We start from the raw sequence: 14765 nt of genomic DNA on the forward strand, positions 1-14765 counted from the left end.
CATGGATGAGGTTAGCACAGTCGGCATCGATCTGGCCAAGTCGGTTTTCCAGGTTCACGGCGCCGATCGAAGCGGTGCGGTCGTGATCCGCAAGAAGCTGCGGCGCGATCAGGTTCTATCGTTCTTCTCGACGTTGCCGCCGTGTGTCGTGGCGATGGAGGCCTGCGCAAGCGCGCATTACTGGGCGCGCGAGATCGCGGCGTTGGGCCATGACACGCGGCTCATTCCACCGGCTTACGTGAAGCCGTTTGTGAAGCGCCAGAAGAACGACATGGCCGACGCAGAGGCGATCTGCGAGGCAGCACAGCGCCCGACCATGCGGTTCGTCCAGGGCAAGAGCGCGGAGGCTCAGGCCTCAGCGGTGGTGTTCCGTACGCGCGACCTGCTCGTCCGCCAGCGCACTCAGTTGATCAACGCCCTGCGAGGGCATCTCACCGAGTTCGGGTACATTGTTCGGCAGGGCGTGGGCCACGTCGGCAAGTTGGCCGAGATCGTTCGCGATCCCGGATCGGATATTCCGACCCAGGCGCGGCCTATCCTGATGGTGATCGCGCAAGGACTGGAGGCGCTACAGGCGCAGATCGCAGTGCTCGACCGGGAGATTTCCCATCGGGCGAAGGCGGATCCTATGGCGAAGCGGCTGATGACGATCCCGGGTGTCGGCCCGGTGATAGCAACTGCGCTCGTGGCGCTCGCGCCTGCTGCCAGCACCTTCCGCCGTGGTCGCGACTTCGCCGCCTGGCTCGGTCTCGTTCCGCGGCAGCTCTCCAGCGGTGGCAAGGAGCGGCTCGGGCGAACAACGAAGATGGGCGAGCGGAGCTTGCGCCGGCTCCTGATCATCGGCGCGAGCGCGGTGACGAAGGCTGCGGCACGGGATCCCGATAAAGTCGGCGCCTGGCTGGCCGGCATGTTGGCGCGTAAGCCCCGCATGTTGGTCACGGTCGCGATGGCGAACAAGATGGCGAGAACCGTCTGGGCCCTGATGGCGCACGGCGGGACTTACAGAGCTCCGGCTGCGGCGGTGTAACCGTCAGAGCCTGAGGCGTCAGGGACGCAAGGAAGGTCAATAGAGAGGTATGGCGCAACGGTCAGAAGACGGGGTCGGGAAAACCAGGGAAACGACCAAGCGCCTCGAGCGCGCAATTTCGGGATGGACCCGACCCGCGATCTCCATACAGGCCAGCAGCCGTGATGATGGCTGCATCAACAGGCCGGACACACGGAAGCACCTGAACCTGCGCAACCAAAACTTTCGAACACCCCCTTGTATCCGAAGGGGCGTCCACACACGGTCGTTCGGGAGCCAACTTCGCGTCCTTCCGCCTATGTGCAAGTCTGGGTGGTCGGCAGTCTGGCAGCTTCTGGGCGCCAGCGTACGACAAGCTGCCGTCCGGCTTGCCCGTCGGTGAGGGTGTGCTTATCAGCCGCATGTGTTCGCGAACGTCCGCCTCGACCGACATGGTGTAGCTGTCCCGTTCGCGCGTGCGCCCTCCGCACCTCCACCACCTGAGTCGACTGACCGGTTCGGCCGCGCTGGGGCACCGCCCCCATCCCCGCCCGCACTGATCCACGCCGGCTGACCGCCGGCGCGTTGCTCGCGCTCAACGCGCGGGCGTAACAACGTCTTTTCAGGTGAATATCATGTTCCTTCGTTATGCGTCGGCGCTCCTGCCGACGACTGCGTTCGTTCTGCTGTGGAGCAGCGGCGCCATTGTATCGGAAGTCGGGCTGCGGCACGGCTCGCCCTTCGCGATTCTCATCCTTCGCTATGCCATTGCCTTGGCGGTCCTGGCCGCCTTCGCGACCTGGAACGGAACGCTCGTACCGGCGCGCGGTACGCGGCGTCGCAATGCGCTGATCGGATTGCTGATCGCGGGGCTTTACTCCGTCTTTTACCTGCTGGCCCTCGACAACGGCATCACACCCGGCGCGCTTGCGACCTTGCTGGGTGTGCAACCGATCCTCACCATTTTCCTGACCGAACGACGTGTGACAGCGCCGCGCCTCCTTGGGCTGGCCTGCTCCTTGGCGGGGCTTGCGCTGGTCGTCTCGGATGGCCTGACATCGATGCGATTCAACCTGCTGGGGCTGGCATTCGCTAGCCTATCGCTGCTCGGTATCACAGCGGGCTCCATTCTTCAGAAGCGCGAGAAGCAGGCGCCGTGGGTGGTGTTGCCGATGCAATATGCGGTCGGGCTCGCCTTCGCCGGAGCGGTCTCGCCGCTTGGCGATTTCCGCGCCTCATGGGATGCGGGCTTTGTGCTGCCGGTCCTTTGGCTTGGCCTCGTGATCTCGGTCGGCACCACGTTCCTGCTCTATCGCCTCATCGCGCGCGGCAATCTCGTGAACGTGACCAGCCTTTTCTATCTCGTTCCGGGAGTCACAGCGGCAATGGATTGGGCGATCCTCGGCAATCCGATCTCGGCACTGATGGTAGGCGGGCTCGGCTTGGTCGTCGCCGGCCTGCTAATCGTCTTCCGATACGAGGCGGGATAGTCCCGCAGAGTTGATCAGAATGACCGCCATTGGTCGCGCGCCATGCGCGGCCAATGGCGGACTATGGGGCGGTTGCGGATCGACGGCTTCGTGCCCCACTGACGACCGTTCCTGGCGAAGTCGGACCTTCGCGTCGGTGGAGGCGAACGATGTGGTTTGGCCGACTGCCGACGGCCTAGGCTGAGCACGAACGGGTGCGGCCGGGGCTGGGACAAAACCACCATTCCCGGCGATCAGGACGAACGGCGGCTCCGGTATAAACCAGACATCGTCAGATCGATCACACCAACTGCCCCTGCGATTTCCGAACTCCGCTTCATGCCGTCCAATCGGCATTTGATTGCGGGGTAAGAACCGGAGTTTGACCCGGTCGGCGCGGGTCTAGCCGGGAGCCGAGGCCATCGAACATCGTCGATGCACCTCGTGCAACATCCCACAAGGACCCGTTCCAATGAGCAAGGAAGAAGACAACAAGGCCATCGTCGGCCGCTGGTTTACCGAATTCTGGGGCAAGGATGTCAATCTCGCGGTCATCGACGAGATCGCCGCACCTGACATGCTGCTCCACTATTCGCTGCATGAGCCGCGGCGCGGCCGCGACGATATCAAGGCGTTCATGACCGATTTCCGCGCGGCATTCCCCGACCTCAACTTCTGGGGCACGGCCGACCTGATCGCGGAAGGCGACTATGTCGTCGGCCAGTGGCGGGGCGGCGGCACGCATAGCGGCCCGGCGTTCAGCGATTTCCTGATCGGCGGTCTCCCGGCTGCAACCGGCCGCACGATGCATTTCACCGGCACCACGGTGCTCAAGGTGATCGACGGCAAGATCGTCGAGGAAATCGGTCTCGACGATGGCGTGACCGCGCTGACCCAACTCGGCCTGATCAAGGCCATCGCGGGTGGCTCGGACGCCTGAGTCGCCTGGCGGAGCCTGGTCTCCGTTCCCGGATGGGGCCCGCCGAGAGGTAGGTCCCATCCGGTTCTCACCACATTTGATTTGAAAACAAGGATCGGAGTGCGCCCGATCGACACGCGCGGCATGGTGGAGTGCTACACGGCAAGAGACGCATGATGACCGAGATGATCCTCAACCAGCCACGCCCGGTCTTCGAAGACCCCCGTTGGACCCGTATCGTCGCGCGCGACAAGTCCGCCGATGGCCAGCTTTGGTATTCGGTGTCGACCACCGGCATCTATTGCCGGCCGTCCTGTCCGTCGCGCGCCGCCAACCCGAAAAATGTCCAACTCCACGACACATTGGCCGATGCCCGGGCGACCGGCTTCCGCCCCTGCCTGCGCTGCAATCCCGAAGGCCCCTCGGTCGAAGCCGGCAATGCCGCGCTGGTCGAAAAGGCATGCCGGCTCATCGAAGAGAGCGAGGAGGAACCCTCGCTTGAGGAACTGGCGGATGCGGTCGGCCGAAGCCCCAGTTATTTCCACCGCCTGTTCAAGGCGTCCATCGGCCTCACTCCGAAAGACTATGCCGCCGCGCGCCGCGCGCGGAAGGTCCGTCAGGAATTGTCCGCCGGCACCGGCGTCACCGAAGCGATCTATGGCGCCGGCTTCAATTCGAGCAGCCGCTTCTATGAGAAGGCGACCGATCTGCTGGGCATGACACCGTCGCGCTATCGCGCCGGCGGGATTGGCGAGGAAATCAGGTTTGCGGTGGGCGAGACATCTCTTGGCGCGATCCTGGTCGCATCGAGCACCAAGGGGGTGGTGGCAATCCTGCTGGGCGATGATCCGGATGCGCTCGTGCGCGACCTCCAGGATCGCTTCCCGCGCGCCGGGCTGATCGGCGCCGATGCGGGGTATGAGGATCTGGTCGCGCGGGTGGTCGGCATGATCGAGGCGCCCGGCATCGGTATCGACCTCCCGCTCGACGTGCGCGGCACCGCCTTCCAGGAGCGCGTCTGGCAGGCGTTGCGGGAAGTCCCGGTCGGAACCACGATATCCTACGCCGAGATCGCGCGCCGCATCGGATCGCCGACAGCGGTTCGCGCGGTCGCCGGAGCCTGTGCGGCGAACAACCTCGCGGTCGCCATTCCTTGCCACCGCGTCGTTCGCAACGACGGTGCGCTTTCCGGCTATGCCTGGGGCGTGGAGCGTAAGCGCCTCCTCATCGACCGGGAGGCACAGCAATGCGGCTGACGGCCGTCCCGGCGTCGGTCGTGCAACTGCAGTCCCCGGTCGGGTCGGGCGACAGGCCGCAATGACGCTCTCGACACGCTATGTGGATTCGATCGCCTTTCTCGGCAATCTCGATTCCGACTGGGCCGCGCTGATCGATCAGGTCGGACCGTGCCGACACGATCCCAAGGCGGCACGTGAGCCCTATGAGGCGCTCGTGCGCGCGATTGCCTATCAGCAACTGACCGCGAAGGCTGGCGACGCGATGATCGACCGGCTCAAGACCGTGGTCGCGGATGGCGATTTTCCGTCGCCCGTGCATCTCGTCGGTGCCGAGTTCGAGGCAATGCGCGCCTGCGGTTTCTCGGCGGCGAAGATCGCGACGATCAAGGCGATTGCCGAAGGCACGCTTTCGGGTCTGGTCCCGGCACGAGAGGTGGCGGCGGTCATGGACGATGAGACCCTCATCGCCCGGCTCACCACCATCAAGGGCATCGGACGCTGGACCGTGGAGATGCTGCTGATGTACTCGCTCGAGCGCCGCGATATCCTGCCCGCCGACGATTTCGGCATTCGCGAAGGCTATCGCGTGCTCAAGTCGCTCGATGCACAACTGAAACCGCGCGAGTTACGCAAGATCGGCGAGGCCTGGTCGCCGCATCGCACGGTTGCCGCCTGGTATCTGTGGCGCATTCCGCGTGCGCGCGGGAATGTGCTGGAATAGCCATCATGGCACTCCAGAACCGCGTCACCCCGTTCGGCGAGATCGTCGCGATCCCCCAGCGCGGCCTGTTCACCGGCAATCGCGGGATCATCCACGATCCCCTGACAAGGGTACTATTACGCCGTCGCTGGGCGAGCAGGTCCTGGCTGATCTGCACCTGCGACTATCAGGGCCGCCGCCGAGAGGTGATGGCGACCAGGAGCTGGACCGAACTTTTCTTCCTCGACGAGGCGGTTGCGCTTGCCGCTGGCCATCGGCCTTGCTTCCTGTGCCGGCGGGCGGATGCCGAACGGTTCCGCAACGCGTGGTCGATGGCTGCCGGTAGCGAGCATGCTTCGGCGCCCCATATCGATACGACACTCCATCACGAACGGGTCGAGCACGGCCAAAAGCGCCTTCACCCGATCCCGATGGCGCAGTCCGACCTTCCCGACGGAACGATGATCGCCGCAAACAGTGCAGCATTCGCGATCTACAAGGGGAATGCATATCGCTGGACAAGTGAGGGCTACGCCGCGCGGGAGGATATCGCCCAAGCCGCAGGGATGCTGACGCCGCCCTCGACATACCGGGCGTTCGCTGCGGGCTATCGGCCCGTTCTGCATCCTTCGATCGGGACACCGGCGGATGGCTGATCTGTTCGATCACCTTCTCGGGGAGAAGCCGTCAAGCGAAGCCATTGCCGACGGCGCGGTGTTGTTGCGGGGATTGGCCCTGCCGTTCGCACCGGCGTTGATCGAGGCGATCGATGGCATCGCCGCCGCGTCGCCTTTCCGGCACATGGTCACGCCGGGCGGTTATTGCATGTCGGTCGCCATGACCAATTGCGGCGCGGCCGGTTGGGTTACCGACCGGACCGGCTATCGCTACGACGCGATCGATCCGGAAACCCGCAAACCATGGCCGAAGATGCCCGCATGCTTCATGACGCTGGCCGAACGCGCGGCGGCGCAGGCCGGGTATCCGGGGTTCCGGCCGGATGCCTGCCTGGTCAATCGCTATGCGCCCGGCGCGCGACTATCGCTGCATCAGGATCGGAACGAGCGGGACTTCACGCAACCGATCGTCTCGATCTCGCTCGGATTGCCAGCTGTCTTCCAGTTCGGCGGGATCAAGCGCAACGACCCGGTGCGCAAGGTCGCCCTGGGTCATGGTGACGTCGCCGTCTGGGGCGGTCCGTCACGCCTTCGCTTTCACGGCGTGGTGGAACTGAAGGACGGTTTCCACGATGCGGTGGGGAGGCAGCGCATCAACCTGACCTTCCGTCGCGCGTGCTGACCGTCGTCCTTCCCGAGGCAATGGCTCGACTGCTCGACGCCGACCCGGCTCGGGCGATGACCATTGCTTGTTTCGGACGGTTCGTGGCCGACGGCAGAGCAGAATGGGCCATTCCCGGCAATGGTGATATCCACCTTCGCATGATCAGCGGCGAAGTCTTCCTGCTGGCGGAGACGGAGGTGGTCAGAATCTCGTGATGGAAAGCCGCTCCCGAGTGAGCTTGTCGATCAAGGTCCAGTATCATCGATTCGAAAGCAAGGACCGGAGTTCGGTCTGTCCCAGCGCCCGATATTGACGCTCCCAACGCACCAGCAAGGAGCACATGCCATGACCCGCTCGATCTCCGAGACCGTCGCTCGCGCCAACCTGCGCGCCGGGACGACGGATGCCCGCCCCGCCACGATCACCTTTGCGATCGGTGAAACCTCGCTGGGCAACATGCTGATCGCGCGGCGTTCGGCCGGTATCTGCGCCATCCTGTTCGGCGACGACCGCGACGCGCTTGCAGCTGATCTCGCCCTGCGTTTCCCGAAGGCGAAGCTGGTGCAGGATCGGGGCGCCCTTGCGGGCGATCTCGCCAGACTTTCCCGGTTTGTGGAGAAACCCGCCGAGGGGCTCGATCTTCCGCTCGATATCGGCGGGACGCCGTTCCAGCGCCGCGTCTGGGACGCCCTGCGTACGATCCCCGCCGGGGTGACGATGACCTATACTGACGTCGCGTCCCGGATCGGCGCTCCAAAAGCGGTACGAGCGGTTGCGCGTGCCTGCGCCGCGAACCCGCTCGCGCTGGCGGTCCCGTGCCACCGTGTCGTGCGGAGCGGCGGCGGACTCGCCGGTTATCGCTGGGGCATCGAGCGCAAGCGGGCGCTTCTCGCCCGGGAGGCGCAGGCGTGAAACAATCGATCGTCGATTTCATCGCGCCCTCGGCCGCGGCCAGCTCCCCGGCAACACGGGTTGCCGCATGCGACTGGCGATCGGCTACCCAGGAACTGGACAGCCAGGGATCAACGATACTGCCCGGGCTACTCACGCCGGAGGAAAGCCGCGCGATCGCGGCGTCCTATTCCGACGAAAGCCGCTTTCGGAGCCACGTCCACATGGCCCGCTACGGGTTCGGCAAGGGCGAGTATCGTTACTTCCGCTATCCGCTGCCCGATCTCGTCGGCGAGTTACGTGCGACGCTCTATCAGCGCCTGGCGAGCCTCGCGGATGCGTGGAACGAGCGCATGGGCATCGACGTGCGATATCCCGCCGACCACGCATCCTTCCTCGAACGATGCCATGAGGCTGGCCAGCGCCGCCCGACGCCGCTGCTCCTGCAATATGGGCCGGGCGACTATAATTGCCTCCATCAGGATCTCTACGGCGAGCATGTCTTTCCGATCCAGGTGGCGATCCTGCTTTCCGAGCCGGGGGTGGATTTCACCGGTGGCGAGTTCGTGCTGACCGAGCAGCGGCCCCGCATGCAGAGCCGGGCGGAGGTCGTGCCGCTTCGGCAAGGTGATGCCGTCGCCTTCGCCGTTCACAACCGACCCGTGCAGGGCACGAGGGGCACCTATCGTGTCAACCTGCGCCATGGCGTGAGCCGTGTACGGTCTGGCAGCAGGCACACCGTCGGGATCATCTTCCACGACGCGACGTGAGGATTGAAACGGTAACCCTCCGGACGCTTTCGCATCCGGAGGGCTGGTTCGCCGGGATCTTCTGACTTAATCGGTCGCGCCGCGCGCCGCGCTGTCGATGAAGTCAGCGACGACATCAGGCTGCGAGACATAGACCGCATGGCTGCCGGCCTGATCGATCGTCTTCGCGCCGGCGCGGTTCGCCATCATGCGCTGGGCGGGAACGGGGATCATGTGATCGTCGGTCGCGACCAGATACCAGGAGGGCTTGTTCTTCCAGGCGGCCGTGGTCACCTCGCCGTTCAGGGCATCAAGCCCCCATGGCACTTGCGACTTCGCCATGAAATCCGCTTGTTCCGGTTCCACGTCGGCGGCGAACGAGGCCGCGAACTTGTCCTGGTCGAGCATGAGGAAGCCATCGACCGGCGGCAGGATCGGCGGCACCGGTGCGCCCGGCGCAGGGTTGGCGATCAGCTTGCCGACGGATTCGCCGGCGTCGAGCGCAAAGGCGGTGACATAGACCAGCCCGGCGACCTTCGGATGATTGCCAGCCTCGGTGATGACCGCGCCGCCATAGGAATGACCAACCAGGATCACATCGCCGTCCGCAGCGTCGATCACCCGCTTCGTCACGGCGACATCGTCGTCAAGGGAAATGGTGGGGTTCTGAACGATGCTGACCTTGTAGCCCTTGCTGGTCAGGGCGCGGTAGGTTCCTTCCCAGCCCGAGCCGTCGACGAAACCGCCATGGACCAGGACGACCGACTTGATTGCTTTGTTCGACATCTGAAATCTCCTTCGTGGTAGCGTTCTTTCAACTCCCGCCAGCGCCCTGATTGACCGCCAGTGTGTTGCTGCCTCACCGAGATACGGCTGCGCACCGGCTCGCGGAAATTTCGATTTCCCATACCTTCATTCACGGTATGAATGACGACCATGAAGGCCAATGCCGACCTGCGAAATATCGACCTCAACCTCCTGCTTGTTTTCGACGTGCTTCATCGCACCCGGAATACGACGCGAGCGGCCGAGCAATTGCATCTCACCCAGCCCGCGGTGAGCAACGCGCTCAAACGGCTGCGGGATCTGTTTGACGATGTGCTGTTCGTAAAGACCGCGACCGGTATGCAACCGACGCCGAGGGCGGACAGCATTGCGGCATTTCTCGACGAGGGCCTTGCCTCGATCCGCCTGGCGGTGAAGGCTGGCGCGGCATTCGATCCCGCCACCGCGACGCGCACCTTCCACTTGTACGTCAGCGACATCGGGCAATCCGTTTTCATACCCCCGCTTGCCGCCAGGCTCAGGACGGTCGCCCCCCACATCCATCTGTCCACGCACTACGTGCCGCTCGAGACGGCACAGCAGATGATGAAACTCGGCCAGATAGACCTGGCCATCGGCAACTTCACCGGGCTCCACGGGGACTTCGTTCAACAAAAGCTGTTCGATGAAACCTATGCGGTGCTCGTTCGCGCAGAGCATCCGGAGATCGGCGCTACGCTATCCATCGATCAATTCTTCGCCGTGGAGCATATCGACTATACGCCCACCGTCGGCAGCCACGCGCGTTTCGAATCGGAACTCGAAGCGCTTTCGACCAAGTCTGGAAAGACCCGTAACGTAGCGCTGCGGCTGGCACACTCCTTCGGCATCGGCCGCATCGTGGCATCGAGCGATCTGATCGCCAGTGTCCCAAGCCGTGTCGCGAGCGCCCTTGCCAATTCGGAGGATGTTCGCGCCGTGGCCTTCCCGGTTGAAATACCAACCGTCGATATCTCGCAATTCTGGCATGAACGATGCCATCGCGACGACGGGCACCAATGGCTGCGCTCGCTCATCTACGAAATATTCAACGACAAGCGGCCGAGCTCGGTAAATCAGGCACAATTGGGGCCCGGGACAGCTAATCCCACGTAAAGAGAGGCTGCCTTCGGCACCATCCGTCCTCATAAGGCGGCGGCCGCGCGTCCATGATCAGTTCTCCATCGGCATGAACGTCAAACCAGCCGGCGAATGGAGAACAGGATCAGCGTCCTGTCTTTCTGAGGAAAATGCCGGGCGGAACGCCAATGGCCTGCTTGAACTGGTTCGTCATATGCGCCTGATCGCTGTAGCCGAGTTGCTGAGCGATCCCGGCCCACCCGCCTTCATGCCCTCCCATGCGCATTGCGGACAGGGCCCGTATCTGCCGCCTGATCCAGACCAGGCTCACGCCCACTGAATCATGGAACAATGCTTCCAAGGTGCGAATGTTCAGCCCGCCTGACCTGGCAATGGCCGGAACCGGCAGTTCCGGCTGGCTCCAGCAGATCTTGAGGATCCGCTCCACGGCCTCGGTCCTGGGCACGCGATGAACCGGCAGCGCGGCGACCGTTTCGAACACCTGTCCTGCCGTGACACCGAAATCGTCCCTCGACAGGCATGATCGCGCCCATGCCGGGCTGAGCGACGGATGCACGGAGGCAGCCGGTATTTCCATATTCCGTATCCTCGCGACCGGCTGCAGGAAGAAAGGGCGAAATCCACCAGGCTTGAAGCGGAGCCCCGCAATACGGCCGGAGCCCGAGAGAACATGGCGTTGGCGCTCTGTTTTGACGCCTGCCACAAAGGCGTTTTCGCCCACCAGCACCAGGTTGACGCAGGGCATCGCGACAATGTCCAGCGGGAGAGAGGTTTCCGCCGGGATGTCCCATTCGGCGATCCAGAGATGATCCAGATAGGGCTGCAACGACGATGGCGGTGAAAAACGCTCCATGCGCAGCGACGGTGACGGGGAGTCGGGTCGCAATATCCCTTCATCCGTCGGGAACAGTGGTTCGGCATGACCTGCGGAAATCTTCAATACGGTCCCCGATGTCCCGCTTAACGGTGAGCCGGCAGCTAAGTTAAGAGGAGCAGCCGATGCAATCGGTTTTCGAGATTGAGACGTCGCGGTTCATGCCGGTGCCGCAGGAAGCGGCCTGGAGGGCTCTCATCGACCCGGAGCAGGTCCGGCAGTATATGTTCGGAGCGCAGGTCGAAAGCTCGGGCGTGGTCGGTGGCCCCATTGCCTATCGCTACGAATGGGACGGCAAGGTGTTCTTCGATCGTGGGACGATTACCGCGCTGGAACCTCCCCGCATGCTCGCCATGACCGTGGCGCGCGAAAGCGATTCCGGGCAGGCTGTGCCCGACGGCTACAACACGCTCATGTTCGAGGTTCGGCACGAGCCAGGCGGATGCCGGGTTGCCGTTCGCCAGGGCAACAATCCGAGCCAGGAACTCGCCGACAGGTCGAAGCAGAACTGGGATGGTGTGCTGGATCAGCTTGAACGCTTCCTGAAATCATTGCCTGAACACGAGTAGGCAGGAGAAAAACTGTCCATGCACGTCAAGCGTGTCTAAGTGATGGGCGCACCTTTCCCAAAAAGGTGCACGATCCGCCCCGTCACAGGTGCGCGGCGGTGTCCACCATTCGAGTCCGAGCATGTCCGATCACCTGAAGATTCTGCTTCAATATCTGCTGCCCAAGCGGCGCCTGACCATTTTCGCGGGCCAGATCGCCGGAGCGCAGGGCAGCGCGATGACGCTCCCGCTGATCCGCTGGTTCGTTCGCAAGTACGGCGTCGATATGACCGAAGCCGAGAATCCAGACATCGCCAGCTATGGCAGCTTCAATGAGTTCTTCACCCGCCCGCTCAAGATAGGCGCTCGGCCTCTCGCCACGGCTGACTTCATCTGCCCGGTGGACGGTGCGATCAGCCAGTTCGGCGCCATTGATGACGACCAGATACTCCAGGCCAAGGGCCATCGCTTCACCACCACCGAACTGGTCGGCGGCGACACTGCGCTGGCGAGCCTGTTCCGCCACGGCAGCTTTGCCAATCTTTACCTGTCGCCCAGGGATTACCACCGCCTGCACATGCCCTGTGACGGCAAGCTTAGCCGGATGATCTACGTCCCGGGCGCGCTGTTCTCCGTGAACCCGACCACGGCGCGCGGCGTGCCGAAGCTTTTCGCGCGCAACGAGCGCGTGGTGTGCGTGTTCGAATCCCCGGAATGTGGCCCGTTTGTGATGGTGCTGGTGGGCGCGACCATCGTCGGCAGCATGGCGACCGTCTGGCACGGCGTGGTCAATCCGGAGCGTACCGGCAAGGTTGCCGAATGGACCTATGCCGATCAGGACATCGTGCTGAAAAAGGGCCAGGAAATGGGCCGCTTCCTTCTCGGCTCGACGATCGTGATGCTGTTCAGGCAGGACACCGTCGCCTTCAACAAAGACTGGGCGCCCAAACGGCCAGTGCGCCTCGGCGAGATGATGGGCAACAGCCCCGGCTGAGCACCTTCCGGCACCGCGTATTACGCGCGCGGAGCCAGCGCGGCTTCCTCGCACCACAAATAGCTCAGCGGATGGTGATCGGGAGATCACGTCCGGTCGATGCGACATTCCCGGCCCGGTCGGCGGCGTAGATGCGGATGGTGTAGTTACCGGGCGGGATATCCGCCGGGTTCCAGCCACCCTGCGCAGCGTGACCGTGCCGCACCATGTTGGTGACGACGTAGAGAAAGCGTGTCCGCTGGTCGCTATGGACTGTGTCGCCGCTGGCGGGGGCATAGGCGATCTTTGCAGCATCGGCTGCTGTCGGCATGCGATCGAATTCGAGCGTGATGCGCGGCTGCTCGTACCCACGCACCGGCGTGCCGTCGGCCTTCAATATCTGGAAGCCCGCCCTGTACAGGCCGAGGCGACGTCGGGCGGCGTTGCCATCGACCTGATCCCAGGCTTCGGCGACGATGGCGACGGTGCCGCCAGCGGCAAGAACGATGAGGCGGCCATTTTGCATCTCTGTCAGGCGCTGGCCTGCCCCATCGAGGATATGCACGTCATCGATATGCGGCGCGATATGATCAGCGAAACCTGGGAAATGCAGCAGCAACGCGTTGACCTTGGCGCGCGGCGGTCCGAGTTCGAGATGGACGTGCGCCATGCGGTTGATCGTGCCAAGCGGATCGCCGACGCGGAAACGGGTGCCACGCTTGACCCGCACGCGGGTGACATGGCCCCCGGCATCGCGGATCACCTGGAAGCGCGCGGGATCGAGCGGCGCACCCGTCGGACTGCGGCCAACGCGCATATGGATATAGGTGAGTTGGTCGATGCGCAGGCCTTCGCTCAGCCCTTCCACGTCCCAATTGGGCAGCGGATCCTGCACCGTCTCGTTCGCTGAGGCGAGCACCTGCTCTCCCACCGGCGCGCTGATATCGAGACCGGCATGAAGGTGATCGCGGCTCTCGCCCTGATAATTGCCACGCACCTCGCCCATGTCGCCGACCACTTCGTGCCAGCCATATTGCGGCGCGACCGGCCACGGGAACACCGGCGCGCGGACGAGGGCCGGCGGCGCGGGTTCAAGCGCGGCCACCTTGGCGGAGGCACCGGCGCGGCGCGGGGTGAGCTTGCGGATCGCATAGGCCGAGGCGTCGGCGACGTAGAGCGCTCCCGCCCGATCGATCGCCAGGCCGGCAGGACCGGTCAGCGGCAGCGCGGCGTTGCCATCGATCGCGGCCCCCGGCCCGGCCAGCACGCGCAGCTCACCCGTGGGCGATATCTGCACGATACGCGCGCGGCGGAAGGAGGCGATGTACAGGAACCCGTCCCAGGTCGGCGCCAGCGCGATCGGCGCCTTCAGCAGGCCTGCCCCGTCGCCCGGATCGGTTCTGGCGACGGTCGAGACAAGACCATCCTTGTCGACCTTGCGGATCGCATCGTTGCCGGTATCGGCGACGAGCAGCGCGCCGTGGCGGTCGATCGCGAGGCCGCTGGGTGTATCGAAAGCGGCGGCGGCACCCTGGCCGTCAGCGAAACCCGGCGCGTCGCCACCCGCGAGCGTCCGCACCTGGCCATCAGGCGTGATGAGGCGAATCCGGTCATTATAGCTGTCAGCGACATAGACATTGCCCTTGTCGTCAGCCGCCACCCCGATCGGCCCGTTGAAGCGCGCTTGCGCCGCCACACCGTCGCGGAGCCCAGCCACCCCGTCCCCCGCGAGGGTGGTGACGGCCCCGGCGGGGCTGATCATGCGGATCGCGTTGGCCCCCGTATCCGCGACGATGATATTGCCCGCGGTGTCGAGGGCGATGCCGGACGGCGTGTCGAACGATCCTGGCAGGGTCGTGACGGTGCCGTCCGCGTCGATCTTGCGGACTCGTTTGGTGTCGCCGGCATCCGCCACATAGAGCGCGCCGCGCGCGTCGATCGCGACCGCGAACGGATCGCTGAAGCGCGCGCCGGCCGGTGCGCCATCGGCATGGCCGCGAACGCCGTCGCCAGCCACGGTCGCAAGATCCGCCTGCCAGCCGAATCTGGTCGGAGCGGGCGCGAACCAGCCCAGAGTCTGCAACAGCCAGAGACCACCCCCCACCGCAGCCAGAACGAGCAGGGCGGCCAGAATGACGATTTTGCCGGGGGATTTCCTGAACATCACACGCGCCTTAGCAGCAATTACGAAACCATCTCGACAGGGGACTGC

General features: G+C 64.3%; 16 protein-coding genes. 13 read left to right on the forward strand and 3 right to left on the reverse strand.

Annotated features, from left to right (window positions below):
* Position 1: 1 nt before the first annotated feature.
* The 10 genes from P0Y59_11440 to P0Y59_11485 all read left to right on the forward strand — a co-directional run bounded on the left by P0Y59_11440 (position 2) and on the right by P0Y59_11485 (position 8274).
* Positions 2–1027 carry an IS110 family transposase gene (locus P0Y59_11440; protein WEK02552.1) on the forward strand — a complete coding sequence of 342 codons (1026 nt, stop codon included), beginning with the start codon at positions 2–4 and terminating at the stop codon, positions 1025–1027.
* A 614-nt stretch (positions 1028–1641) separates the two neighbouring features.
* Positions 1642–2496, forward strand: coding sequence for a DMT family transporter (locus P0Y59_11445; protein WEK02261.1), 855 nt, complete (start codon positions 1642–1644; stop codon positions 2494–2496).
* Between the two features lie 451 nt (positions 2497–2947).
* Complete coding sequence (locus tag P0Y59_11450; GenBank protein WEK02262.1) at positions 2948–3415, forward strand: ester cyclase; 468 nt, start codon at positions 2948–2950, stop codon at positions 3413–3415.
* Between the two features lie 155 nt (positions 3416–3570).
* Positions 3571–4650 (forward strand): bifunctional DNA-binding transcriptional regulator/O6-methylguanine-DNA methyltransferase Ada, encoded by a 1080-nt coding sequence (ada, locus tag P0Y59_11455; GenBank protein ID WEK02263.1) that lies wholly within the window; start codon positions 3571–3573, stop codon positions 4648–4650.
* A 61-nt stretch (positions 4651–4711) separates the two neighbouring features.
* A complete protein-coding gene (locus P0Y59_11460) occupies positions 4712–5353 on the forward strand; it encodes a DNA-3-methyladenine glycosylase 2 family protein (protein ID WEK02264.1) in 642 nt (213 codons plus the stop codon).
* A gap of 5 nt (positions 5354–5358) precedes the next feature.
* Entirely contained in the window at positions 5359–5988 is a 630-nt protein-coding gene (locus tag P0Y59_11465; GenBank protein WEK02265.1) for a hypothetical protein, read from the forward strand.
* Positions 5981–6631, forward strand: coding sequence for a DNA oxidative demethylase AlkB (alkB, locus tag P0Y59_11470; protein ID WEK02266.1), 651 nt, complete (start codon positions 5981–5983; stop codon positions 6629–6631). The genes P0Y59_11465 and alkB overlap by 8 nt, the downstream gene beginning before the upstream one ends.
* On the forward strand, positions 6625–6828 hold the full coding sequence (locus P0Y59_11475) for a hypothetical protein (protein ID WEK02267.1): 204 nt from the start codon (positions 6625–6627) through the stop codon (positions 6826–6828). Before alkB ends, P0Y59_11475 begins: the two co-directional genes overlap by 7 nt.
* A 130-nt stretch (positions 6829–6958) precedes the next feature.
* On the forward strand, positions 6959–7525 hold the full coding sequence (locus P0Y59_11480) for a methylated-DNA--[protein]-cysteine S-methyltransferase (GenBank protein WEK02268.1): 567 nt from the start codon (positions 6959–6961) through the stop codon (positions 7523–7525).
* Positions 7522–8274: a 2OG-Fe(II) oxygenase gene (locus P0Y59_11485; GenBank protein ID WEK02269.1), complete on the forward strand. Its 753-nt coding sequence runs from the start codon at positions 7522–7524 to the stop codon at positions 8272–8274. The genes P0Y59_11480 and P0Y59_11485 overlap by 4 nt, the downstream gene beginning before the upstream one ends.
* Positions 8275–8340: 66 nt before the next feature.
* On the opposite strand, the gene P0Y59_11490 is transcribed toward P0Y59_11485, so the two are convergent.
* Positions 8341–9039, reverse strand: a complete 699-nt coding sequence (locus P0Y59_11490; GenBank protein ID WEK02270.1) for an alpha/beta hydrolase — start codon at positions 9037–9039, stop codon at positions 8341–8343.
* A gap of 141 nt (positions 9040–9180) precedes the next feature.
* On the opposite strand from P0Y59_11490, the gene P0Y59_11495 reads away from it, so the two are divergent.
* Positions 9181–10173, forward strand: coding sequence for a LysR family transcriptional regulator (locus tag P0Y59_11495; GenBank protein ID WEK02271.1), 993 nt, complete (start codon positions 9181–9183; stop codon positions 10171–10173).
* A gap of 109 nt (positions 10174–10282) precedes the next feature.
* Here the strand turns inward: P0Y59_11495 and P0Y59_11500 are convergent, their stop codons facing one another.
* The gene (locus tag P0Y59_11500; GenBank protein ID WEK02272.1) at positions 10283–11098 is read right to left on the reverse strand and encodes a helix-turn-helix domain-containing protein; all 816 of its coding nucleotides are present in this window, start codon (positions 11096–11098) and stop codon (positions 10283–10285) included.
* Positions 11099–11157: 59 nt separating this feature from the next.
* Between P0Y59_11500 and P0Y59_11505 the strand changes: the two genes are divergently transcribed.
* Positions 11158–11601, forward strand: coding sequence for an SRPBCC family protein (locus P0Y59_11505; protein WEK02273.1), 444 nt, complete (start codon positions 11158–11160; stop codon positions 11599–11601).
* A 121-nt stretch (positions 11602–11722) separates the two neighbouring features.
* Positions 11723–12574 (forward strand): archaetidylserine decarboxylase, encoded by an 852-nt coding sequence (asd, locus tag P0Y59_11510; GenBank protein WEK02274.1) that lies wholly within the window; start codon positions 11723–11725, stop codon positions 12572–12574.
* A 64-nt stretch (positions 12575–12638) separates the two neighbouring features.
* Here the strand turns inward: asd and P0Y59_11515 are convergent, their stop codons facing one another.
* Positions 12639–14717 carry an NHL repeat-containing protein gene (locus P0Y59_11515; protein ID WEK02275.1) on the reverse strand — a complete coding sequence of 693 codons (2079 nt, stop codon included), beginning with the start codon at positions 14715–14717 and terminating at the stop codon, positions 12639–12641.
* Between the last annotated feature and the right edge of the window lie 48 nt (positions 14718–14765).

Origin of the sequence: Candidatus Sphingomonas phytovorans, assembly GCA_029202385.1 — a bacterium.
GTDB classification, from domain to species: Bacteria; Pseudomonadota; Alphaproteobacteria; order Sphingomonadales; family Sphingomonadaceae; genus Sphingomonas; species Sphingomonas phytovorans.

Bases quoted from the DNA above. Each gene is read 5' to 3' on its own strand.
- P0Y59_11440 (WEK02552.1), top strand. From the start codon at position 2: ATGGATGAGGTTAGCACAGTCGGCATCGATCTGGCCAAGTCGGTTTTC.
- P0Y59_11445 (WEK02261.1), top strand. From the start codon at position 1,642: ATGTTCCTTCGTTATGCGTCGGCGCTCCTGCCGACGACTGCGTTCGTT.
- P0Y59_11450 (WEK02262.1), top strand. From the start codon at position 2,948: ATGAGCAAGGAAGAAGACAACAAGGCCATCGTCGGCCGCTGGTTTACC.
- ada (WEK02263.1), top strand. From the start codon at position 3,571: ATGACCGAGATGATCCTCAACCAGCCACGCCCGGTCTTCGAAGACCCC.
- P0Y59_11460 (WEK02264.1), top strand. From the start codon at position 4,712: ATGACGCTCTCGACACGCTATGTGGATTCGATCGCCTTTCTCGGCAAT.
- P0Y59_11465 (WEK02265.1), top strand. From the start codon at position 5,359: ATGGCACTCCAGAACCGCGTCACCCCGTTCGGCGAGATCGTCGCGATC.
- alkB (WEK02266.1), top strand. From the start codon at position 5,981: ATGGCTGATCTGTTCGATCACCTTCTCGGGGAGAAGCCGTCAAGCGAA.
- P0Y59_11480 (WEK02268.1), top strand. From the start codon at position 6,959: ATGACCCGCTCGATCTCCGAGACCGTCGCTCGCGCCAACCTGCGCGCC.
- P0Y59_11490 (WEK02270.1), bottom strand. From the start codon at position 9,039: ATGTCGAACAAAGCAATCAAGTCGGTCGTCCTGGTCCATGGCGGTTTC.
- P0Y59_11495 (WEK02271.1), top strand. From the start codon at position 9,181: ATGACGACCATGAAGGCCAATGCCGACCTGCGAAATATCGACCTCAAC.
- P0Y59_11505 (WEK02273.1), top strand. From the start codon at position 11,158: ATGCAATCGGTTTTCGAGATTGAGACGTCGCGGTTCATGCCGGTGCCG.
- asd (WEK02274.1), top strand. From the start codon at position 11,723: ATGTCCGATCACCTGAAGATTCTGCTTCAATATCTGCTGCCCAAGCGG.
- P0Y59_11515 (WEK02275.1), bottom strand. From the start codon at position 14,717: ATGTTCAGGAAATCCCCCGGCAAAATCGTCATTCTGGCCGCCCTGCTC.